18 protein-coding genes are annotated in these 20,304 nt (G+C 68.7%); 7 read left to right on the plus strand and 11 right to left on the minus strand.

Going from position 1 to position 20,304, the window contains the following annotated elements:
- Positions 1-75 precede the first annotated feature (75 nt).
- Positions 76-1,605 (plus strand): PucR family transcriptional regulator, encoded by a 1,530-nt coding sequence (locus QU603_RS12280; RefSeq protein ID WP_308491669.1) that lies wholly within the window; start codon positions 76-78, stop codon positions 1,603-1,605.
- Positions 1,606-1,611: 6 nt separating this feature from the next.
- On the opposite strand, the gene QU603_RS12285 is transcribed toward QU603_RS12280, so the two are convergent.
- The 5 genes from QU603_RS12285 to QU603_RS12305 form a co-directional block, all read right to left on the minus strand.
- Complete coding sequence (locus QU603_RS12285; protein ID WP_308491670.1) at positions 1,612-2,133, minus strand: gluconokinase; 522 nt, start codon at positions 2,131-2,133, stop codon at positions 1,612-1,614.
- Positions 2,123-3,361 (minus strand): D-mannonate dehydratase ManD, encoded by a 1,239-nt coding sequence (gene manD / locus QU603_RS12290; RefSeq protein WP_308494013.1) that lies wholly within the window; start codon positions 3,359-3,361, stop codon positions 2,123-2,125. Before manD ends, QU603_RS12285 begins: the two co-directional genes overlap by 11 nt.
- 2 nt (positions 3,362-3,363) lie before the next feature.
- Positions 3,364-4,212 (minus strand): carbohydrate ABC transporter permease, encoded by an 849-nt coding sequence (locus tag QU603_RS12295; RefSeq protein ID WP_308491671.1) that lies wholly within the window; start codon positions 4,210-4,212, stop codon positions 3,364-3,366.
- Positions 4,209-5,039: a carbohydrate ABC transporter permease gene (locus QU603_RS12300; protein WP_308491672.1), complete on the minus strand. Its 831-nt coding sequence runs from the start codon at positions 5,037-5,039 to the stop codon at positions 4,209-4,211. The genes QU603_RS12295 and QU603_RS12300 overlap by 4 nt, the downstream gene beginning before the upstream one ends.
- 176 nt (positions 5,040-5,215) lie before the next feature.
- Positions 5,216-6,499 carry an ABC transporter substrate-binding protein gene (locus tag QU603_RS12305; RefSeq protein WP_308491673.1) on the minus strand — a complete coding sequence of 428 codons (1,284 nt, stop codon included), beginning with the start codon at positions 6,497-6,499 and terminating at the stop codon, positions 5,216-5,218.
- A gap of 164 nt (positions 6,500-6,663) precedes the next feature.
- Between QU603_RS12305 and QU603_RS12310 the strand changes: the two genes are divergently transcribed.
- Both QU603_RS12310 and QU603_RS12315 read left to right on the plus strand, forming a co-directional pair.
- Positions 6,664-7,461, plus strand: coding sequence for an SDR family NAD(P)-dependent oxidoreductase (locus tag QU603_RS12310; RefSeq protein WP_308491674.1), 798 nt, complete (start codon positions 6,664-6,666; stop codon positions 7,459-7,461).
- Between the two features lie 52 nt (positions 7,462-7,513).
- Positions 7,514-8,254, plus strand: a complete 741-nt coding sequence (locus QU603_RS12315) for a FadR/GntR family transcriptional regulator (RefSeq protein ID WP_308494014.1) — start codon at positions 7,514-7,516, stop codon at positions 8,252-8,254.
- Here the strand turns inward: QU603_RS12315 and QU603_RS12320 are convergent.
- The 4 genes from QU603_RS12320 to iolC are packed head-to-tail and all read right to left on the minus strand — an operon-like array spanning position 8,240 to position 11,960.
- The gene (locus QU603_RS12320) at positions 8,240-8,980 is read right to left on the minus strand and encodes an SDR family oxidoreductase (protein WP_308491675.1); all 741 of its coding nucleotides are present in this window, start codon (positions 8,978-8,980) and stop codon (positions 8,240-8,242) included. The genes QU603_RS12315 and QU603_RS12320 overlap by 15 nt on opposite strands.
- A gap of 46 nt (positions 8,981-9,026) precedes the next feature.
- Positions 9,027-10,058, minus strand: coding sequence for a zinc-dependent alcohol dehydrogenase (locus tag QU603_RS12325; RefSeq protein WP_308491676.1), 1,032 nt, complete (start codon positions 10,056-10,058; stop codon positions 9,027-9,029).
- On the minus strand, positions 10,055-11,017 hold the full coding sequence (locus QU603_RS12330; protein WP_308491677.1) for a Cgl0159 family (beta/alpha)8-fold protein: 963 nt from the start codon (positions 11,015-11,017) through the stop codon (positions 10,055-10,057). The genes QU603_RS12325 and QU603_RS12330 overlap by 4 nt, the downstream gene beginning before the upstream one ends.
- 1 nt (position 11,018) lies before the next feature.
- On the minus strand, positions 11,019-11,960 hold the full coding sequence (iolC, locus tag QU603_RS12335) for a 5-dehydro-2-deoxygluconokinase (RefSeq protein ID WP_308491678.1): 942 nt from the start codon (positions 11,958-11,960) through the stop codon (positions 11,019-11,021).
- Between the two features lie 104 nt (positions 11,961-12,064).
- Between iolC and QU603_RS12340 the strand changes: the two genes are divergently transcribed.
- Positions 12,065-12,832, plus strand: a complete 768-nt coding sequence (locus QU603_RS12340) for a GntR family transcriptional regulator (protein ID WP_308491679.1) — start codon at positions 12,065-12,067, stop codon at positions 12,830-12,832.
- A gap of 27 nt (positions 12,833-12,859) precedes the next feature.
- Here QU603_RS12340 and QU603_RS12345 read toward each other — a convergent pair whose 3' ends face one another.
- The gene (locus QU603_RS12345; protein ID WP_308491680.1) at positions 12,860-14,338 is read right to left on the minus strand and encodes a helix-turn-helix domain-containing protein; all 1,479 of its coding nucleotides are present in this window, start codon (positions 14,336-14,338) and stop codon (positions 12,860-12,862) included.
- A 135-nt stretch (positions 14,339-14,473) separates the two neighbouring features.
- Here QU603_RS12345 and aceA point away from each other — a divergent pair, with 135 nt between their 5' ends.
- From aceA to QU603_RS12360, 3 genes are all read left to right on the plus strand, one after another.
- Positions 14,474-15,784: an isocitrate lyase gene (gene aceA / locus QU603_RS12350; RefSeq protein ID WP_308491681.1), complete on the plus strand. Its 1,311-nt coding sequence runs from the start codon at positions 14,474-14,476 to the stop codon at positions 15,782-15,784.
- A gap of 176 nt (positions 15,785-15,960) precedes the next feature.
- Positions 15,961-17,622 carry a malate synthase A gene (gene aceB / locus QU603_RS12355; RefSeq protein WP_308491682.1) on the plus strand — a complete coding sequence of 554 codons (1,662 nt, stop codon included), beginning with the start codon at positions 15,961-15,963 and terminating at the stop codon, positions 17,620-17,622.
- A 185-nt stretch (positions 17,623-17,807) separates the two neighbouring features.
- Positions 17,808-19,235, plus strand: coding sequence for a DUF222 domain-containing protein (locus QU603_RS12360; RefSeq protein ID WP_308491683.1), 1,428 nt, complete (start codon positions 17,808-17,810; stop codon positions 19,233-19,235).
- A 100-nt stretch (positions 19,236-19,335) separates the two neighbouring features.
- Here QU603_RS12360 and QU603_RS12365 read toward each other — a convergent pair whose 3' ends face one another.
- Complete coding sequence (locus QU603_RS12365; RefSeq protein WP_308491684.1) at positions 19,336-20,301, minus strand: hypothetical protein; 966 nt, start codon at positions 20,299-20,301, stop codon at positions 19,336-19,338.
- Positions 20,302-20,304: the final 3 nt, after the last annotated feature.

The raw sequence follows: 20,304 nt of genomic DNA on the forward strand, positions 1-20,304 counted from the left end.
CACGTCCCCCGGTGCACTCGCCGTGAGGTAGATTCTCAAAGGAATTATGTACGCCGCGTCCAAGGAGGTATCGGCATGAGCCAGGTGGCGCAGACGGATGCCGCGACGGTGCGCACACTGCTGGATCGCGCCGATCTGCACCTGCGGCTGGCCCTGGACGAAACCGACCTCGACCCGGGTGCACTGGATCGCCCGGTGCGGTGGGTGCACACCTCGGACCTCGTCGACCCGACTCCGTTCCTCTCAGACGGACTGGCGCTGCTGACCACCGGCATCCAGTTCTCCGACGCCTCCACCGACTACGATGCGTATGTCGCGCGGCTGCAGCGCCGCGGTGTGCACGCCCTGGGGTTCGGCACCGAGGTGGCACGCGAGGGCATTCCCCCGCAGCTGCTGGACGCGTGCCGCGCGCACCGCATGCCGCTGTTCGAGGTGCCCTATCGCACGCCGTTCATCGCGATCGCGCGCGCCAACGCCGAAGCGATCGCCGCGCAGGCTTACGCGCGGCGGTCCTGGGCCCTTGCCGCACAGCGCGCGATAGCCCTCGCCGCTCTGCGCCCCGATGGGTTGTCGGCCACGATCGCCGAGCTGTCGCGACAGCTGGATGCCTGGGTCGGGCTGTTCGACGCCGCCGGAGTCCTCTCGCGCGAACACCCCGCCGGCGCGCTGGACCCGGAGGAGGCGGCGACCGTGACCGCAGAGGTCTCGGCGGTGCTGCGCCGGGGTGTGCGCGCCGGTTCGTCGCTGCACGTGGGCGAGGTGCCGTTCACGCTGCAGACCCTCGGCCGGGGTGGTCACCTGCGCGGTGTGATCGCGATCGCCGCAGGATCGCTGGACCAGGAGAGCCGCGACCTCGTCACCTCGGTGATCGCGATGGCCGGCCTCGCCCTCGAGCAGAACCAGGGCCTGGCCCGGGCCCGGTCGCTGCTGCGTGCGGGGGTCGTGCAGTCGCTGCTGGCCGAGGACCCGACGCTGGCCCGCCGCGTCGCGCGCGACATGTGGGGCGGACTGCCGGGCGCCCCCGTGCTGGTGGCGATGGCGGATGCCGAAGCCCGGCACGACGACGTCACCGAATGGCTCGAGCTTCGCGCGCACGAGCGCGGCGGCGAACTGTTCTTCGGCCGGCATGATCGCGGCGTGCTGCTGGTGGTGCCCGCGCGTGCGGACCGCGTCGTGGGTGAACTCGCGCGCCGCTTCGGCGTGCGGCTCGGCGTGTCCGATCCGGCGACCTACACCGAGCTGCCGCGCGCGACCGACGAGGCGATCCTCGCCCTGCAGCGCGGCAACGGACCCGTCTCGCGGTTCGCCGAGGTGGCGGCCGCCGGCGTTCTCAGCGCACTGGATTCAGACGCGGGACGCGCCCTCGCGCATGCCGCCCTGGCCTCGCTGCTGGATCACGACGAGTCCGCCGGCACCGCCCTGGTGGCCTCGACCCGAGCGTGGCTCGAGCACGACGCCCGCTTCGACATCGCGGCCGAAAGCCTCGGCATCCACCGCCACACGCTGCGGGCCCGCATCGCGCAGGCCGAGCAGCTGCTGCGGGTCGACCTCGGTTCGTTCACCGCCCGCGCCGAGCTCTGGGCGGCGCTGCGCACCCTCGAGTGAGCGCGGTCAGAGACCGTCGGGACCCGACGTGCCCGCACCCAGACGCTCGAGAGCGGCCTGGGCGACGGCGGCGGGCGACGGCGCGAAGTCGAGGACGAAGCCGGTCTCGTCCGGGCCGAGCGGCTCGAGCGTGTCGAGCTGGGACTGCAGCAGGCTCGGCGGCATGAAATGCCCCGGACGGCTTCCGATTCGCCGCTCGAGCACGTCGGCACTGCCGGCCAGATGCACGAACACCGTGTGCGGCGCACGCGTGCGCAGGCGATCGCGGTAGGCGCGCTTCAGCGCAGAGCATGCGACCACGACGGCGCCCTGCGCGAGACGGTCGGCGACGGCATCCAACCACGGCCATCGATCTTCGTCGACGAGAGGCACTCCCGACGCCATCTTGACGACGTTCGCCCGCGGATGCAGATCATCCCCGTCGACGAACGGGACGCCGAGCCTGGCGGCGAGGGCGGTGCCCACCGAGCTCTTGCCCGACGCGGACACTCCCATCACGACGATCGGCGGCAGCGGATCACCAATCATGCACGGTGCCGTCGGCGAGTCGGTTGTACGGCAGGTACGCCTGCTCGTACGGGTACTTGCCTGCTTCGTCCGTGTTCAGCTGGACGCCCAGGCCGGGCTCGTCGCCCGGATGCAGCATCCCATCGCTCCAGGTGAACGACTGCTCGAAGACGGCATTCGTCCTGGGCCCGTGCTGCATGTACTCCTGGATGCCGAAATTGTGGATCGCCATGCCCACATGCATCTGCGCGGCCATGCCGACCGGCGAGATGTCGGTCGGCCCATGGAAGCCGGACTTGATCTGGTACATCGCCGCGTAGTCGATCGTCTTCTTCAAGGGCGAGATGCCGCCCATGTGCGTGACCGCGCCGCGCACGTAGTCGATGAGCTGGTCGCGGATGAGGTCAGTGAAGTCCCAGATCGTGTTGAAGACCTCACCGATCGCCAGCGGGGTCGTCGTGTGCCGGCGCACCAGCCGCAGCGCCTCTTGGTGCTCGGCCGGGGTGCAGTCCTCGAGCCAGAACAGGTCATACGGTTCCAGGGACTTGCCCAACTTCGCCGCCTGCAGCGGGGTCAGCCGGTGGTGCCCGTCGTGCAGCAGGGGGATCTCCGGCCCGAACTCGCCCCGCACAGCCTCGAACACAGTCGGCATGTGCCGCAGATACGCGCGGGTGTCCCAGTCCTCTTCCACGGGCTTGGCACCGCGCCGGGCCGGCTCATGGTCGTAGCGCACGCCCGGCTCCCCCTGATCGGCGCCCTGCGAGGCGATCCCGTAGATCGCCTTCAGCCCGGGCACACCGGACTGCACCCGGATCGCGCGGTACCCCTGGGCGAGATGCGCACGGACGCTGTCGAACAGCTCGGGCAGGTCTTTGCCCGAGGCGTGCCCGTAGGCCAGCAGCCCGCGCCGCGATGCCCCGCCCAGCAGCTGGTAGACGGGCATGCCGGCCGCTTTGCCCTTGATGTCCCACAGCGCCATGTCGACCGCGGCGATCGCGGCCATCGTGACCGGACCGCGGCGCCAGTACGCCGAGCGGTACAGGAACTGCCACGTGTCCTCGATCTGCGCAGCGTCTCGGCCGACCAGCAGCGGCACCACATGCTCGGACAGATACGCGACCACCGCCAGCTCACGGCCGTTCAGCGTCGCATCGCCCAACCCGGTCAGGCCGTCGTCGGTCGTGAGCTTCAGTGTCACGAAGTTGCGGTCGGGACTGGTGACGATGACCTCGGCCTTGTCGATGATCATCGTCATCCCTTCGTCGCACCGGCGGTGAGGCCGGAGACGATGTAGCGCTGTGCGAACAGCGCGATGACGATGATGGGCAGCGTCATGATCGTGGAGGCGGCCATGATGGCGCCCCAGTCGATGCTGGCGTAGGACACGAAGTCGAACACCGCCACCGGGAGGGTGCGCGTCTGCGCGCCGGTCAGCACCAGGGCGAACATGAAGTTGTTCCACGAGAAGATGAACGCGAGGATTGCCGCGGTGGCCACACCGGGCACCGACAGCGGCAGCAGGATCCGCCAGAACGCGCCGATCGGGGTCAGCCCGTCCACCAGTGCCGCCTCTTCCAGCTCCAGGGGCATGGAGTCGAAGAACGACATCAGGATGTAGACGATCACCGGGATCAGGATGAACATGTGCGAGAGGATCATCACCCCGTAGCTGCCCACCCATCCGAGGTTCGCGAAGACGTAATACCACGGCACCAGCAGGCTGATACCGGGGATGATGCGTGCCAGCAGCACGACCAGCGCCGACTTCTGCATGCTGAACCGGCTCATCGCGTAGGCGGCGGGCACGCCGAGCAGCAGCGATATCACCACCGCGCACAGCGCGATGATGAAGCTGTTGAAGACGAACTGCAGATAGTTGTCGTTGCCGAACACCTCGGCGTAATTGTCGAGGTTCGGCACGAACGTGAACGGTCGGCTGGTGTCCTGGATGTCGACGTTGCTCTTGAAGGATGCGGCCACCATCCACAGCAGCGGCACCACGAACGTGACGACCACCAGCACAAGCATCACGACGCGGAACGACTGGTACGCGGTCTTCTTGCGCCGGCGGCGGATCACCGGGGCTGTCGTCGTGCTCACTTCGTACGCTCCTTTCGCCGCAGGGTCAGCAACCACATCGACAGCAGCACCATCAGGAAGAAAAGGATCAGCACGGCAGAGGCCAGCCCGAAGCTGTTGTATTGGAAGCTCAGCGTGTACGCGTAGATGTTCAGCGTCTCGGCCTCGTGGAACGACCCTCCGCCCTGGCCCTTGACGGTGTAGAGCAGGTCGAACGTCTTCAGCGCGTCGATCGCACGCAGCATGATCGCCACCAGCACGACCGGGCGCATCAGCGGAAGCGTGACCAGCCAGAAGCGCTGCCATGCGTTCGCGCCGTCGATCCGTGCCGCCTCATCGGGCTCGTCCGACAAAGCCGTGAGACCTGCCAGCAGCACGATGGCGATCATGGGCGTGAACTCCCACACATCCACGAAGATCAGCGATGGCAGCGTCGTCTCGGGACTGGAGAACCACGGCTGGGGAGGGATGCCGATCCATCCCAGCACCTGGTTGGCGAATCCGATGTTCGGGTCGAAGATCAGCCGCCACATCATCGCGATCGCCACTGGCGTGGCCACGAACGGCAGCAGCACGACCACACGCACCCAGGCCTGTCCCTTGAACGGGCGCCAGAGCAGCAGTGCGATGGCCATGCCGGCGACGAGCTCGAAGGCGAGCGCGCCGACGGTGAAGATCAGCGTGCGCAGCACGGCGGGCCAGAACCGCGACGTGTCGGTGAGGGCCGTCACGTAGTTGTCGAATCCGACGAAGTCGAACGGCGCACGCACCGAGCCGAATGAGTCGGTGAAGCTGAGGTAGATCGTCCATCCCAGGGGGAAGGCGATCAACAGGATCGTGAAGATCATCGCCGGGGAGGCGAACAACCACTTGCGGTGATCATTCGCCCACCGCGACACGGTCTCCCGTCGGGAGAGCCGAGGGGGGGATGTAACGGTCATAGCACCACCTGCCATCGCAACCGTCTCCGGTCGGGGCGAGGCGACGAATGATCGTCGCCTCGCCCTGACCGAGACTGGGCCGACTACTTCTTCTCGGAGTCCAGCAGGGACTGGAACTCGGTGTTCGCCTTGTCGGCGGCGGCATTCGAGTCGCCACCGGTGATCGCCGCCACGAACGGCGCGCCGACGATCTCACGAGCCTGCGCGACGGACAGAACCAGCGGGCGGTCGTAGCCGATGCCGTTCTTGCCGTTCTCAGCGATCGCCTTCACCAGCTCGGCGGGGAACTTGGCCGTCGCGGCGGGGTTCTCCCACACCGACGTGCGGGCACCGGAGTTGCCCTCCTCCTGCAGCGCCAGCGTCATCTCGGGGCTGGTGGCCCACTTGATGAACTTCCAGGCATTGTCCTGGTTCTTCGAGGCGGAGTTGATGCCCAGTGCCCATGCCGCGACGTTGTACGGCTTGGATCCGGCCGGGCCGGCCGGGAACGCGGCGTAGCCGACCTGGTCGGACACCTTGGACTTCTCGGGGTTGGCAAGGTTGTCGTACAGGCTGGAGGCATCCGTCTCGAAGGCGGCCTTGCCCTGCTGGAACAGCGCCATCGCCTCGGGCCAGCTCATGTCGGTGTTCACCTGCGCGGGACCGTAGTCGCGCAGCAGTCCGCCGTAGTACGCGTAGGCCTTCTTGGCGGCATCCGTTCCGACGGTCGACGTGCCATCGGCATCCATCCAGTCGCCGCCGAAGCTGTAGAGGAAGCCGGAGAACTGCGTCACACCGGCCGAGGCCTGCGTGCGCGAGACGAAGCCGGCCACTCCCGGATTCTGCTCCTTGATCTTCTTGGCCGCCGCCTGCAGCTCGTCCATCGTCGTCGGGACGCTCAGCCCCGCCTTCTGCAGCAGGTCCTTGCGGTAGTAGAGGATCTCGTTCTCGGTGACGATCGGCACGCCGACGACCTTGTCCTGGTACGTCGTGATGCTCACCGGTCCTGGCTGGAAGTCGCTCCAGTTCCAGGTGGCATCGTCGGAGACGTGCTTGGTCAGATCCACGAAATAGTGGCTCGCCGCGAACAGCTTGCCGACCTGCAGCGGACGATACATCATCACGTCCACGTCGGCGGACCCCGCGTTCAGCTTCACCTTGTAGCTGTCGGCGAGCTGATCCTCACTGAGCTGGTTGACCACGACCTTCAGGCCGGTCTCCTTCTCGAAGTCGGGAATGCGCTTCTTCAGCGAGTCCGTCCACACGTGGTTGGCCAAGGTGACGTTCAGCGTCGTGGATTCGGCCTTGTCGCCGCCTCCGCCACTGCTGCACGCGGAGACCATTCCGGCCGTCAGCAGCGTGGCGGTGGCCACCGCTGCGATCCTCATCAGGGTATGGGGCTTCATTGCACAACCTTTCCTTCAGCGTTCTGGAGGAGCGCGCACAGCGCGTTTACAGGGTGACTCCTCGTTGGTAGCATATAAGTCATACGAATCATCGGCGATAACGGCAAGATAACGATCATCCGCATCGCCCGAGAAGGAGTGGCGCCATGCACATCGACCTGAGCGAGAAGGTGGCGATCGTCACCGGGGCCGCTCGCGGCATCGGCAAGGAGATCTGCCTGTCCCTCGCTCGCGAAGGCGTGATCGTGGTGGCGCTGGACGTCACCGAAGCCGCGCTCGCCTCGACCGCGCACGATCTGCACGAGATAGACCCGCGGGCCCGCACTTACGCGTGCGACATCCGCGACGCCGCCCGCATCGACACGGTCATCGCCGATGCCGTCGCGGCACTCGGACGCATCGACATCCTGGTCAACAACGCCGGAGTGGTCGACGAGGGCGTCATCGAGACCGTCGCCGAAGCGCGGTGGGACCTCGTCCAGGACGTGAACGTGAAGGGCACCTTCCTCATGTGCAAGGCGGTGATCCCGGTGATGAAGCGGCAGCGGTCGGGACGGATCATCAACGCCGCCTCGTTCGCGGCGATCGTCCCGCGTGTGGGCGGCGTGGTCTATGCCGCTTCGAAGGCCGCAGTCGTCCAGCTCACACGCGGGCTGGCCGGAGAGCTCGGGCCGTGGGAGATCACAGTGAACGCGTACGCGCCGGGGATGATCCCCACCGAGATGAACCACTTCACCGAACGGCCCGCTCAGGAGCAGGAGGAGCTGCTGAGCACTCTGACGCTTCACCGCTGGGGTCGCCCGGAAGACATCGCGAACCTGGTCTGCTTCCTCTCCTCCGACCGCGCGTCGTACATCACCGGAGCCCTGATCGACATCAGCGGGGGCAAGCTCGCCACGCAGCTGCCGCATGAGGCATATGCTCTGTCCGATGTCAACCGCTGAAACTGGGGCAACTGTGCCGTCGACGCCACGCCACGGACCGTCCGCCCGCGTGATGCGCGCAGGGTCCAGCAGTGGCGGCGACCTGCACTCGCGCGTGGTCGAAGACATCGGGCAGCGCATCATCAACGGCGAACTCGCCGTGGGCGACACGATCTTCGCCGAGCAGGTCTGCGAGCGCCTGAACATCTCCCGCCCGGTCGTGCGAGAAGGCCTGCGCACCCTGAGCTCACTCGGATTGATCCAGTCCAGGCCGCAGCGAGGCACGCGCGTGCTCCCGCGCTCGAACTGGGACTTCCTGAGCCCGTACATCATCCGCTGGCGCGGTCAGAGCCCCGACCGGCTCACACAGATGCGAGAGCTTCTCGAGCTGCGCCTGGGGATCGAGCATGCGGCGGCGTACTTCGCGGCCACGCGGAGAACGGATGCCGCAGCGGCGGCGATGAAGGACGCCGCCGCGCGGATGAAGACCGCCCTGGACGCCCACGACACCTTCGCGTACTTCCGCGCCGATCAAGAGGTGCATCGGCTCATGCTCGAAGGGTCGGAGAACGCCGTGCTCGCCCAGTTCGCCGAGACGGTGACCGCGCTGCTGCGCATCCGCGGCGAGACGAACCCCCTGGTCTACTCCCCGCAGGGGCTGGCCCGTGCCTCACTGCACCGTCACATCGCGCTCGCCGACGCACTCGACGCGCGCGACCCGGAGCGCGCGGCCGAGCTCGCGCGGGAGATCATCATCGAAACGCTCAAAGAAGTGGATGCCGTCACTCCCCCGCCGGCGTCACCGCCCGTATGAGTGGCTCTCGATCGGCGAGATGACCAGCTCGTTGATCGCGACGTGACGGGGCATCTCGAACACGAATCGCACCGCTCGCGCCACGTCTTCGGGGGTGAGCATCTTGTCTCGCTGCTCCCGCGTCGGAACGACCGGTCGATTGTCGATCAGCGGAGTGTCGATGTCACCGGGGCACAGCAGGCACGCGCTGACGCCACCGGGTCCCTCCTGATCGTTCAACGACTCCGTGAGCGACTTCAGCGCTGTCTTGCTCGCAGAATAGGCCACGCCGGCGCCGCGCCCGTACGTCCACCCCGCCCACGACGAGACCACCACGACCCGCCCGGCGCCGCGCCGCCGCATCCCGGGCAGGACTCCCGCGATGGCGCCGGCGGCGGCCGTGAGGTTCGTCGCCACGACGGCCTGGAACTCCGGCATCCGCAGCCCGGCCCACGCGCGTTTCGGAACGTTCAGCCCTGCCGAGAAGAGCAGTTCTGCCACGTCGCCGTGATCGGTGGCGACCGCCCGGGTCGCGGCATCCATCGCCTTCTGGTCCGAGGCGTCGACGGCGAGCACGTCCGCGGATCCGCCGAGCGAAGCCACCTCGTCGGCGACCGCTCTCAATTCGGCTTCGCGACGCCCGCTGAGCACCAGGTGCCGGTCCGCGCCGGCCAGCGCAAGCGCCGACGCCCGGCCGACGCCCGACGTCGCGCCGATGATCCAGGTCACGCGCAGGGGTTTTGCCATGAGATCTCCTCGCTCTTCGACATCAATACTTCCGTCCGGGCCCCGGTCAGGCGCGCGACGGCACGACGACCGTCTTCAGTCCTTCGCCCGACTGGGCAGCCTGCAGCGCGGCCGCGAAGTCTTCCAACTCGACACGTCGGGTCACCAGCGGGCCGAGCTGGACGCGCTGCTGTTCGATGAGCGTCATCGCGTGTCGCCACGACGTGGGGGTCGAGGCGAATCCGCTCGTGACCGTCAGCTCCTTGTAGAGCACCTCGTCGAAGGGCAGCGACACCTCCCGACCGAAGATGCCTATCTGCACATAACGCGCGCGTCGCCGTGCGGCCCGAAACGCTGTCGCGGCTCCGGCGGCACTCCCCGAGCATTCCAGCACGACGTCGAATGCGCCCTCCTCCACCGGTTCGGTCGTCACCTGAATGCCCAGGGACTGCGCGATCTGAAGCCGCTCGGCGTCACGGGCCAGTCCCGACAGCGTCACGTGACCGCCGTGCGCGCTCGCGACCTGCGCGGCCAGCTGCCCCATCGCTCCCGGTCCGGTCACCAGCACCCGGTCACCGGCGGCGACCACCGGCGGGTCCATCAGGCACTGCGCCACACAGGCGAGCGGTTCCGACAGCGCCCCGTCGAATTCGCCGAGCCATTCGGGCAGCGCGTGCAGATTCATCGTGGGCAGCACCACCTGCTCGGCGAAGCCGCCGTCCTCGAACGAGCCGAGAGAGCGCCGCCGCGTGCACAGGTTGCGGCGTCCGGCCCGGCACATGTCGCATCTCTCGCACGCCGAGAAGTACGTCTCGCAGGCGACCCGCGTGCCGACCCAGCCGGCATCCGTCTCGCTGCCGACCGCGGCGACGCGCCCGAGGATCTCGTGTCCCATGACCACGGGGGCCTCATAGCCGTACTCATCGTGCGCGACGTGGACGTCTGTGCCGCAGATGCCGGTGGCGATCACGTGCACGCGGGCGAATCCCGCGGGAGTCTGCGGCACGGGCACCGTCGAGACGACAACGTTCTCGGGTCCCGGTCCGGTCTTGACGACCGCGCGCATCGTGGCGTCGGTGGCAGGCAGAGTGCTGGTCATACTCGTTCCTTCGTGATCGGTCCGGTCTGCGAGTCGGCTCGGTGCTCTCCGGTGCCGGTGCGCATCTCGCCGTGCACGAGCGCTGCCGCTGCATCCACCGCGGCGGCCACGTCGCCGTCGCGCGGATACAACAGCGTGCGCCCCACGGTCAGGCCCCGAACGCCCGGCAGCGCCAGTGCGGCCTCCCACGCGGCGAAGGTGTCGTCGAGATCGTCGCCCGCGTCTCCGCCGAGCAGCAGCACCGGCAGCGTGGTCGCCGCCATGACGCGCTCCATGTCGTCGACGACCGGCAGCTTCATCCACGTGTACGCGCTGCTGGCGCCCAGGCCCGACGCGATCGCGATCGAGAGGATCACGGCATCGGTGGACAGGTCGTTGACGATGCGGCCATCGACCCATCTGCTGATGAAGGGCTCGAGCATGATGGGCAGGCGCGCGTGCGCTGCCTGAGTGACGACGGCGGCAGTGCTCTGCAGCGTGGATGCCGTGCCCGCATCGGCGAGGTTGACGCGCAGCAGCGTCTTGGCGACGTCGATGCCCGAGTCGACCATGGTCTCCACGTCGTAGCCGGTGAACCTGTCGTCCATCTCGAAGGCCGCACCGTGCAGGCCGCCGCGGTTCATCGACCCGACGACGATCTTGTCCTCCAGCAGCCCGAGGGTCACGAGGTCGTCGACGATGTCGGGGGTGCCGAGCACGCCGTCCACGCCCGGGCGGCTGAGCGCGATCGCCAGACGTTCGAGCAGGTCATACCGATCGGCCATCGCTGTCCGGTGGCACCCGACGGCCAGGGCTCCTCGCGCCGGGTGATCGGCCGCGACGATGAACAGTCGGCCGTCTCCGCGCAGCAGGTCGCGCCGCGCCCTGCCGACAAGCGCTGCCGCGATGCGATCGGGGCGCGTGGCGCGAAGCTCGCGCAGCTGTGCGAACCGCTCGGCGTTGATGACGCCATCCCGCATGTCAGTGCACCCCACCGAGGATCGCCTCGACCTCGGTCGTGGTGGGCATGGCTGTGGAGCATTCGCGACGGGAGGCGACGATGGCACCGGCGATGTTGGCGAAGCGCAGGATGCGCTCGAGATCCCACCCCTCCAGAAGGCCGTGCACCAGCGCGCCACCGAAGGCGTCGCCGGCGCCGAGGCCGTTGACGACCCGCACCGGATACGCCGGCACCTCCACGCTCTGCTCTCGGGTCTTGGCCAGCACTCCGCGCGGCCCCTGCTTGACGATGGCAAGCTCGACGCCGCGCTCGATGAGCGCATCGGCGGCACGCTGCGGATCGGTCTCGCCGACGGCGACCTCACATTCCTCTCGATTGCCGACGGCGACCGTCACGTGGTCAAGAACGCGGGCGATCTGCGCAGATGCCTCGGCAGGCGACTCCCAGAACATGGGCCGGTAATCGAGGTCGACGACGGTGTGCTCGCGCCGACCACGAGCCTTGAGCGCCGCGTGGTGGGCGGCGCGGCTGGGCTGCTTCGTCAGCCCCGTGACGGTGAACCAGAACACCCGTGCATCCCGGACGGCATCCGCGTCCAGCTCTTCGGCCACGACGCCCAGATCGGGCGCCATCGGCTCGCGGTAGAAGTAGAGCGGGAAGCGATCAGGCGGAAAGATCTCGCAGAACGTCACCGGCGTCGGATACACCGGGTCGGTGCGCACATAGCGGTTCTCGACTCCCAGCCGGGTCAGTTCTCGCAGCAGGTATCGGCCGAAAGGATCGTCCCCCACGCCGGAGATGAGCGCCGCACGACGGCCATGCCGTGCGGCGGCGACGGTCACGTTCGCCGCACTGCCGCCGAGGAACTTGCCGAACGTCTCGACGTCCTCCAGGCCGACACCGTCTTGCAAGGGGTAGATGTCGGCGCCGAGACGCCCGATCGCGAGCAGGTCATACGCCATTTCGGTTGAGCTCCACGCACTCGTTCAGTGGACAGTCGGCAGCCGACCTGTGATTGACTATGTCCTGACATTATCACAATGGCAGGAAGGGGCTGACCCCGCACATGGCACGAGAGAAGAGCCAGTGGCCCGACGAGCTGTTCGCCGATCTCGACCGCACCGGTCCCGTCCCGCTGTATTTCCAGATCTCGAGCCGGCTGGAATCCGCCATTCGATCGGCACTCCTCCCCGCCGGCGCACGCCTGGAGAACGAGATCGCGATCGCCGAACGTCTGGGACTCTCGCGGCCGACAGTGCGCCGCGCCATCCAGGAACTGGTCGAGAAGGGACTGCTCGTGCGGCGGCGCGGCATCGGCACCCAGGTCGTTCAGGGCAGCAGCGGCGTGACACGACAGGTCGAGCTGACGAGCCTGTACGAGGACCTGCAGAGCACGCACCACACTCCCGGCACGCGCGTGCTCGAGCAGAAGATCGTGCCGGCACCGGGCAGGGTCGCCGAGGGCCTGGCGATCCCCTCCGGGTCCGATGTCCTCCACCTGCGCCGACAGCGCAGCACCGACGCCGTCCCTGTCGCGGTCATGGAGAACTTCCTGCCCGTCGAGTTCGCCGACATCACGACAGAACAGCTCGAGGAGCGCGGGCTCTATCAGCTCCTGCGCGCACGCGGCGTCGCGATCCGGGTCGCCAAACAGCGCATCGGCGCGCGCGGCGCCCGGGGCGACGAAGCGAAGCTGCTCGAGATCGCCGAGGGCGGACCCGTGCTGACCATGGAGCGCGTCGCCTACGACGGGTCGGGCCACGCGATCGAGTTCGGCCGGCACTGCTACCGGCCTGACATGTATGCGTTCGAGACGACCCTCGTGGCCAAGTAGATCGCGCCGCCACACGGAGCGCACAGGTCACGCCGGGGCGTGCGCCTGCAAGAACTCGTAGACGTCGGTGGCGTCGATGCCGGGGAACGCGCCGGTGGGCAGGGTCGCCAGCAGCGTGCGGGGCGTGGCCACGTTCGGCCACGAACTGCCGCGCCAGGCGTCTTCGAGCTCGGCCGGCGCGCGTCGGCAGCACACTTCGGAGGCGTGCTTGGAGACGCCGCGGTTGGTGGTGTCGCGCCCGAGGAACCACTTCGTGTCGTCGAAGCGCACCCCCACCGACACCGAGTGCGCGCCCTCACTCGAGTTCTGCACGCGTGCGGTGCACCAGTAGGTGCCGCTTCCGGTGTCGGTGTACTGGTAGTAGGGGTTGAACCGGTCGGGGATGTCGAACACCTCGCGGCTGGTCCACTTGCGGCAGCACATCTGGCCCTCGATCGAGCCGAGCCGGTCGGTCGGGAAATTCACGTCGTCGTTCTCGTACGCCTTGGTGATGGTGCCCGATTCGTGCACCTTGAGGAAGTGCACCGGGATGCCGAGGTGAACGGTGGCGAGGTTCGTGAACCGGTGCGCGGCCGTCTCATATGACACCGAGTACACATCGCGCAGGTCTTCGATCGAGATCGACCGCTCCTTCTTCGCATCCTGCAGCACGGGCACTGCGTGCGCCCCGGGGATCAGGAGCGCCCCGGTCAGGTAGTTCGCTTCCACGCGCTGGCGCAGGAACTCGGCGTAGCTGGTGGGTTCGGCGTGCCCGAGGATCCGGCTCGACAGCGCCTGCAGCACCGCGGTGCGCGAGTCTCCCTTCGCCGTCAGGCTGCTCGACAGGTACAGCCGCCCATTGCGCAGGTCGGCCACGCTGCGCGTGGTGGTGGGCAGGTCGGGCACATAGTGCAGGGTGAACCCCAGGTGCGCCGCGATGTCGGAGGCCGTGCGCTGCGTCAGAGGTCCCCCGGGGTGACCGACGGCGTCCAGGATGGCGCGGGCCTGTGCCTCGAGCTCGGGAAAGTAGTTGCTCTGCGTGCGCATGAGCCGGCGCAGGTCGAGGTTGGCCCGACGTGCCTCTTCGGGCGTCGCCGACCGCTCATCCTTGAGCCGGTCGATCTCGCCCTGCAGCGCCAGCATGGCGCGCAGGACGCCGTCGGGAACCGACCGTCCGATGCGGAAGGGCGCGATGCCCAGCGTGCGGAAGGTCTGCCCGCTCATCGCGCGCTCGAGGGCGATCTCCATCGCGGAGCGCTCGTCGAGGGGCTCGGCCTCCAGCAGCGCCTCCAGCGTCGTGCCCAGCGCCCGGGCGATCGCCTGCAGCTGGGTCAGCTTCGGCTCGCGCCGCCCGTTCTCGATCATGGAGAGCTGGCTCGGCGCACGCGAGACGGCCGCCGCGAGTTCTTCGAGGGTCATCCCCCGGGCCGTGCGCACCTGGCGGATCCGACGGCCGATGGTCAGAGCATCCACCCCCTCATCGTCGGTGACGAACGGGGTGCTTTCGGGCTCAGCGGCGACGGTCATCTGGCGATCTTCTCACAAAAACAGAAATTCGCTCGAACTTCACGTCCAAATCCGTCGAAGCGACCCTTGACCTTCACTCAGAGTGGAGTCACACGCCGGACCCCCGGCATCCGCCGACACCGTCAGGAGAACGCCATGACCCCGAACGTCACCCCCCAGCCCCTCCGCGCCGGCGACCAGGTCCAGACCGCGGCCCAGCTGCAGGAGCTGTGGGACACCGACCCGCGCTGGGACGGCATCCAGCGCACATACACCGCCGAAGACGTCATCCGGCTGCGCGGCTCGGTGCGCGAAGAGAGCACGCTGGCCCGCCGCGGAGCCGAGACGCTGTGGAACCTCATCCACACCGAGGACTACGTCCGCGCACTCGGGGCCTATACGGGCGGCCAGGCCGTGCAGCAGGTGCGCGCCGGGCTGAAGGCCATCTACCTGTCGGGCTGGCAGGTCGCTGCCGACGCGAACCTGGCGGGGCAGACCTACCCCGACCAGTCGCTGTATCCGGCCAACTCGGTGCCCCAGGTGGTGCGCCGCATCAACAACGCCCTGCTGCGTCAGGACCAGCTCGAAGTCGCCGAGGGCGACGTCACCCGCGACTGGATCGCCCCGATCGTCGCCGACGCCGAGGCCGGCTTCGGCGGTCCGCTGAACGCGTACGAGCTGGCGCTGTCGATGATCCAGGCCGGAGCCGCCGGCATCCACTGGGAAGACCAGCTGGCCAGCGAGAAGAAGTGCGGCCACCTCGGCGGCAAGGTCCTGGTGCCCACCCAGCAGCACATCCGCACCCTGAACGCGGCACGACTGGCCGCCGACGTGGCCGGTGTTCCCACGATCCAGATCGCCCGCACCGATTCACTGGCCGCCGACCTGCTCACCAGCGACGTCGATGAGCGCGACCGGCCGTTCCTCACCGGCGAGCGCACGGCCGAGGGTTTCTACCGGGTGCGGCCGGGCATCGAGCCGGTCATCTCCCGCGGGCTGGCGTTCGCACCGTACGCCGACCTGCTCTGGGTGGAGACCGGCGAGCCCGACATCGAACTGGCGCGCGAGTTCGCCACCGCGATCCACGCCGAGTTCCCCGGCAAGAAGCTCGCGTACAACTGCTCGCCGAGCTTCAACTGGAAGCGGCACCTGGACGACGCGCAGATCGCGACGTTCCAGGCCGAGCTGGCCGAGCTGGGCTACGCGTTCCAGTTCATCACGCTGGCCGGCTTCCACGCCCTGAACCACTCGATGTTCGATCTGGCCCGGGGGTACGCCCAGCGCGCCATGAGCGCCTATGTCGAGCTGCAGGAGGCCGAGTTCGCCTCCGAGGCCGACGGGTACACCGCCACCAAGCACCAGCGTGAGGCGGGCACCGGCTACTTCGACGCGGTCTCCACCGCGCTGAACCCGGTCAGCGCGACCCTGGCCTTGGCCGGCTCGACCGAGGCCGCGCAGTTCCACTGAGCGGTCGTGCGGAGGCGGCCGCGCCGAGCGACCGTCCCCCGCCCCGGCCCCGCACAGCCCGGTCCGACACGGACCCTCCAGACCGACCGGAGACCCCGGTCACGGATGCCTCGGCCCCGCCGAATCCCTCGGGCCGAGGCATCCGACCCTTCTCTCTTCTTCCGCAGGAGCACATGATGACCATCACGACGGGCGCACCGCCCACCACCTCTCCCATCCCCACCACCACCCACCAGCCCGAACTGATCGTCGACGGCCCGCAGCGCGAGGGCTACGAGCGGATCCTGACCCCCGAAGCGCTCGCGTTCCTGACCGCGCTGCACGACCGGTTCGACAACCGGCGCCACGACCGGCTGGCCGAGCGCATGCGCCGCCGCTTCGAGATCGGCAACGGACACGATCCGCACTTCCGCTCCGACACGGCGCACATCCGCGAGGACCCCGCATGGCGCGTCGCGGGAGCGGGGCCCGGGCTCGAAGACCGGCGCGTGGAGATCACCGGACCCACCGATCCGAAGATGACCATCAACGCCCTCAACTCCGGTGCACGGGTGTGGCTGGCCGACCAGGAGGATGCCACCAGCCCCACCTGGCGCAACGTGATCGAGGGGCAGCTGTCGCTGTTCGACGCGATCCGCGGGCAGCTCAGCCACACCAACGCCGACGGCAAGCAGTACCGGGTGACCGCCGAGCACACGCCCACGATCGTGATGCGGCCGCGCGGCTGGCACCTGCCCGAAGAGCACATGCGCTTCACCGACCGTGCCGGACGCACACAGCCGGCATCGGGATCGCTGGTCGACTTCGGGCTGTACTTCTTCCACAACGCGCAGGCGCTCATCGACGGCGGCGCGGGTCCCTACTTCTACCTGCCCAAGCTCGAGAGCGCCGAAGAGGCGCAGCTGTGGGACGACGTGTTCACCTTCAGCGAGCAGTACTCCCAGCTCGCGCACGGCACGATCCGGGCGACGGTGCTGATCGAGACGCTGCCGGCGGCGTTCGAGATGGAAGAGATCCTCTATGCGCTGCGCGATCACTGCGCGGGCCTGAACGCGGGGCGCTGGGACTACATCTTCTCCATCATCAAGAACTACCGCGGCCGCGGTGCGCGATTCGTGCTGCCCGATCGCAGCGAGGTGACCATGACCGTGCCGTTCATGCGCGCATACACCGAACTGCTCGTGCAGACCTGCCACCGTCGCGGAGCGTATGCCATCGGCGGCATGAGCGCGTTCATCCCGAACCGGCGCGACCCGGAGATCACCACCCGGGCGCTCGAGAAGGTGACCGCCGACAAGAAGCGCGAGGCCGGCGACGGCTTCGACGGCACCTGGGTGGCCCACCCCGACCTGATCCCGGCAGCGCAGGTCGAGTTCGACGCCGTGCTGGGCGACCGGCCGAACCAGGTGGACCGGCTTCGCGAGGACGTGTCGGTCCAGGCGCGGCAGCTGCTCGACCTGCACATCGGACGCCCCATCACCGAGGCGGGAGTGCAGGGCAACGTGTCGGTCGGCATCCGCTACATCGAGGCGTGGCTGCGCGGACAGGGGGCGGTCGCGATCGACAACCTCATGGAGGATGCCGCGACCGCCGAGATCTCTCGGTCGCAGATCTGGCAGTGGATCCATCAGGAGCGCGAGACCGCCGAGGCCACTCCGATCACGCGCGCGTGGGTGTCGCAGCTGGTCGACGACGTGCTCTCGTCGGCGGACCGGTTCGACGGCGACCGCTTCGACGACGCCGCAGACGTGTTCCGCGACGTGGCGCTGCGCGACGAGTTCCCGCCGTTCCTGACGACCGTCGCCTACTCGCGGCATCTCGTCGAGCGGGGCGCGTGAGTCGCGCGGGAGCGGACTGAGGCGCGCGACGTGATGCGTGCGCAGGGCCGGGCCGGACGGTGTTTCGGCCCGGCCCTGCTGCGCGAGTGAGAATGACAGATATTCGAATCTATCCTCTTCTTGATGTCGTAGCTTTGTGCTAGTCTTCGGGTATGGATCTTCTCGAGCACACCGACACCGTACGCGTGGACGACGTGTTCGTGCTCAATGCGTTGTTCGAGGATGCCGAGGCGGTCCAGTACGAGTCGAACCGGCGGGACGCGGCCCGGTGTGAGGCGCTCGCCGATGCGCTCGCGTTCGCGCGGAACAACCCGGAGGTCTATGTTCGGGCGGACGTGGACGCGGATGATCCGCTGGGCAAGAGACTGGACCGCACCCGGCGGCGTGACCCGGTCGGGCTGCTGGGCGGGGAAGGCGAGCTCGCGGTGCGGTGCGCGGCCGGGGAGGCCGCGTCCCGACTGTGTCTGACCGAACACCGGGTCCGGTCCCTGGCCGGGACCGCCGACCGTGCCCGGCAGGACCTGCCCCGCGCGTGGCACGCGGCCCGGGAGGGCCTGCTTACGATCGCGCACGTGAACGGCATGCTCGCCCAGGCCGACGCGTTCGCCGCCTGCCCCGACCTGCTGACCATCTTCGACGAGGTGATGACGAAGGTCGGGGTGGGCGCCTCCGCGTCCTACACGAAACGCAAAGCGAGGGAGCTGGCCGACCAGCTCACCGCCCGCACCCGCACCGACCGGCACACCGACGCGCACGCGAAACGCTGCGTGTACGTCGAAGACGCCGATGATGGGATGTCGTGGCTGCACCTGCTGATGCCCACCCGCACCGCGCACGCCATCGACCATTCCCTGACCGCGACCGCCAAGAACATGACCGAGCGGGAACGGGACGGACGCACCCGGGAACAGATCCGCGCGGACCTGGCCACCGCCCTGCTCACCCGGGAAGACACCGACCACCCGATCGTGACAACGAAAGTGTTCGTCACCATCCCGCTGAACAAACTCACCCCGACAGCCCAGAGCACCGTCCGCCCCCGCAACACCAAGGCCGGGACCGGGACCGCACCGCCCGCGGGGCTGGATCTGAACCGGGACTGCCTGATCCCCGGGCAGGGCACCATCGACGACGCCACCGCACGGCAGATCCTGCTGGAGGCCGGCGTATTCACCCGGGTGATCACCGACCCGGTCACCGGGGTCATCCTGGACATGGACCGCCGATCCCGCACAGCCACGGCCGCGCAACGCGCGTGGCTGGCCCTCACCTTCGGCACCTGCCTGCGCGACGGCTGCCACCGCCTCGCCCTGAACGCCGACATCGACCACCACTGCGCCTACCACGGCCCCGCCCGCGGCACCACCGACATCACCAACCTCGACCCCCTCTGCGACCCCGACCACACACTCAAAGACGTCACCCTCTTGGAACATCACCGGCGCGATGACGGCACCATCCAGATCCGGTACCCCACCGGACACCACACCACGAACCCCAACGACGCGTTCCGCCGACTCCTCCACGACAAACTCGGGCTCCCCGAACCCCCGGCACAACCCGCAGCGACACCCCGCGGTTCCTCCGACCCCAGCGACGACCCACCCTTCTGAACACCGCGCCGCGCCGGGCCGCGCATGGCACGCCAGCCGTACGTGGCCCGTCAACCGTGCGTGGTACATCAGCCGGCCACCACGCCACGGCGTCAGCCGCTCACCCCTTCAACAGCCCGATCAACGCGTCAGGCACTTCGAACGCGCGGTAGTCGAGGTCGCTGAAATGGCGGCATCCATCGAGTTCCACGATGATCGGGTGGTCGTGCGCTGCGGCCGGCACGAGGGCGACGATGCGGGATGCCTCGGCGCCGCACGCCGGTGCCGGCGTCGCGGTGGATGCTGCAGCCAGCACCGCGCGGGCCGCCGCGGCGTCAAGAGTGCGAGCGTCGACGAACGCGGGCGCGGAGCTCGAGGCTTCCGGCGCCTCGGACGGCATCGACTCGGCCTCATACCGGCACACCGTCAACGGACCCGGTGCGGGAAGCCGCGGAGTGGTCGCGACCGCGCCCAGAGCCTTGAGCATCTGACCGGTCGAGGGGCATCCGGCTGCGCGCGCGGCCGACGAGTCGACCAGGTCGCGCGGTCTGAATTCCTCTCCCGCAACGGTCAAGGTCGAAAGCGCTGCGAACACGGCGTCGGTGCGAGGCATCCCGCATTCGTCGACTGGGTAGGCGACCGGGATGAATCGGTCCGCGCCGTCGCCCAGCCACAGGATCGGGCCGGCGAATCCGATCGCCGAGCAGGCGCCGCTCGTGCGGGGCGCGTCGGGCGCCGCAAGCGCCGTCAGCAGCGGCTCGAGGTCGCCCTCGAAGCTCGTCAGCTGCGTGCCCGACCACGTGCCGCGCACATCGTCGTGCTGTGCGAACCCGTTGCAGCGCACCACGACGACAGGGTCGAATCCGACCGGTGCACGTGTGGCGGCAGAGCCTGCAGCCGCCGGGTCGCACGTGATCTCGGCGAACGGACTCGCCGTGGGGCTCGCGGGCCTCTCGGTGGCGCCCGGAGGCACGACTGTTCCCGCGCATCCCGCGAGCAGCAGCGCGGCAGCACCCAGCGCCAAGGCCAGCGTCAGCCGTGCCGTCAGCCCCAGCGCCGACCCCCGCGTGGCCCGCAGCGCGCGCATGCC

This window comes from Microbacterium terrisoli (genome assembly GCF_030866805.1).
Lineage (GTDB): Bacteria > Actinomycetota > Actinomycetes > Actinomycetales > Microbacteriaceae > Microbacterium > Microbacterium terrisoli.

Excerpts from the sequence above, each read along its gene's own strand:
- QU603_RS12310 (WP_308491674.1), top strand. The coding sequence starts at position 6,664 with ATGCACATCGACCTGAGCGAGAAGGTGGCGATCGTCACCGGGGCCGCT.
- QU603_RS12320 (WP_308491675.1), bottom strand. The coding sequence starts at position 8,980 with ATGGCAAAACCCCTGCGCGTGACCTGGATCATCGGCGCGACGTCGGGC.
- QU603_RS12305 (WP_308491673.1), bottom strand. The coding sequence starts at position 6,499 with ATGAGGATCGCAGCGGTGGCCACCGCCACGCTGCTGACGGCCGGAATG.
- QU603_RS12325 (WP_308491676.1), bottom strand. The coding sequence starts at position 10,058 with ATGACCAGCACTCTGCCTGCCACCGACGCCACGATGCGCGCGGTCGTC.
- manD (WP_308494013.1), bottom strand. The coding sequence starts at position 3,361 with ATGATCATCGACAAGGCCGAGGTCATCGTCACCAGTCCCGACCGCAAC.
- QU603_RS12340 (WP_308491679.1), top strand. The coding sequence starts at position 12,065 with ATGGCACGAGAGAAGAGCCAGTGGCCCGACGAGCTGTTCGCCGATCTC.
- QU603_RS12300 (WP_308491672.1), bottom strand. The coding sequence starts at position 5,039 with ATGATCTTCACGATCCTGTTGATCGCCTTCCCCCTGGGATGGACGATC.
- aceA (WP_308491681.1), top strand. The coding sequence starts at position 14,474 with ATGACCCCGAACGTCACCCCCCAGCCCCTCCGCGCCGGCGACCAGGTC.
- QU603_RS12280 (WP_308491669.1), top strand. The coding sequence starts at position 76 with ATGAGCCAGGTGGCGCAGACGGATGCCGCGACGGTGCGCACACTGCTG.
- QU603_RS12345 (WP_308491680.1), bottom strand. The coding sequence starts at position 14,338 with ATGACCGTCGCCGCTGAGCCCGAAAGCACCCCGTTCGTCACCGACGAT.
- QU603_RS12365 (WP_308491684.1), bottom strand. The coding sequence starts at position 20,301 with ATGCGCGCGCTGCGGGCCACGCGGGGGTCGGCGCTGGGGCTGACGGCA.
- QU603_RS12330 (WP_308491677.1), bottom strand. The coding sequence starts at position 11,017 with ATGCGGGATGGCGTCATCAACGCCGAGCGGTTCGCACAGCTGCGCGAG.
- aceB (WP_308491682.1), top strand. The coding sequence starts at position 15,961 with ATGACCATCACGACGGGCGCACCGCCCACCACCTCTCCCATCCCCACC.
- QU603_RS12315 (WP_308494014.1), top strand. The coding sequence starts at position 7,514 with ATGCGCGCAGGGTCCAGCAGTGGCGGCGACCTGCACTCGCGCGTGGTC.
- QU603_RS12285 (WP_308491670.1), bottom strand. The coding sequence starts at position 2,133 with ATGATTGGTGATCCGCTGCCGCCGATCGTCGTGATGGGAGTGTCCGCG.
- iolC (WP_308491678.1), bottom strand. The coding sequence starts at position 11,960 with ATGGCGTATGACCTGCTCGCGATCGGGCGTCTCGGCGCCGACATCTAC.